The sequence below is a fragment of the Bradyrhizobium sp. CSA207 genome (genome assembly GCF_029051685.1).
GTDB lineage: Bacteria > Pseudomonadota > Alphaproteobacteria > Rhizobiales > Xanthobacteraceae > Bradyrhizobium.
In genome coordinates, this window is record NZ_JAACFT010000113.1 from 1 (window position 1) to 1,006 (window position 1,006).

Genomic DNA, 1,006 nt, shown 5'->3' on the forward strand with positions numbered 1-1,006 from the left:
GCGTCCTGCTCTGTCTCAACCGATGGAGCACGGATATGACGAAGTCACGCAAGAAGTTCGATGCCGCGTTCAAAGCCAAGATTGCCCTGGAGGCCCTGCGCGAGGTAGCGACGGTGCCGGAGCTGGCGAAGCGGTACGGCGTTCACCCGAACCAGATCTATGGCTGGAAGAAGCAGGTTCTCGACAATCTGGCGAGCCTGTTCGCGCGCGGCGCGAGCGCTTTGGGGGATGGTGAGCAGGAGCATGAGCGCGAGACGGCGAAGCTCTATACCAAGATTGGCCAGTTGACGGTTGAAAGGGATTTCTTGGCCAGGAGGCCAGGGCGATGAGTGTCCCCGAGCGCAGGGCGATGGTCGAGCGATCTGGCGAGAATTTGTCGGTTCGCCGACAATGTGCGCTGCTGAATCTGGCCCGTTCGGGCGTCTATCGGTCCGGGCCGGTCACAGGCGCGGACGATCTAGCGATGATGCGGCGGATCGACGAGTTGCATCTGAAGTGGCCGTTCTACGGCTCGCGGCGAATGGTGTTCGAACTCAACCAGGCCGGCCACGGCATCAACCGCAAGCGCGTGCAAAGGCTGATGCGCGTGATGGGGATCGAGGCGCTGGTCCCGCGTCCCGGCACCAGCAAGGCGGCGCCCGGCCACAAGATCTATCCCTATCTGCTGCGCGGCGTGAGCATCACCGAGCCCAATCATGTCTGGGCCAGCGACATCACCTATATCCCGATGGCACATGGCTTTCTGTATCTGGTGGCGATCATCGACTGGGCCAGCCGGGCGGTTCTGGCTTGGCGCTTGTCGAACACGATGGATGCGGGCTTTTGCCTCGCGGCGCTCGACGAAGCGCTGGCGCGGCACGGCACGCCGAGAATATTCAACACCGATCAGGGCGCGCAGTTCACCAGCGCCACCTTCACCGGCAGGCTGGAGGCCGCGGGCGTCGCGATTTCGATGGACGGACGCGGCCGTTTCATGGACAATATTTTCATCGAACGGTTGTGGCGC

The 1,006-nt window shown here is 62.7% G+C and carries 2 protein-coding genes; both read left to right on the forward strand.

Annotation, left to right across the window (positions count from 1 at the left end):
- The coding region (locus GWG65_RS40195; protein ID WP_275200917.1) for a transposase at positions 1-329 on the forward strand (329 nt) is incomplete at its 5' end.
- On the forward strand, positions 326-1,006 hold a 681-nt coding region (locus GWG65_RS40200), incomplete at its 3' end, for an IS3 family transposase (RefSeq protein WP_275200918.1). The genes GWG65_RS40195 and GWG65_RS40200, both read left to right, overlap by 4 nt.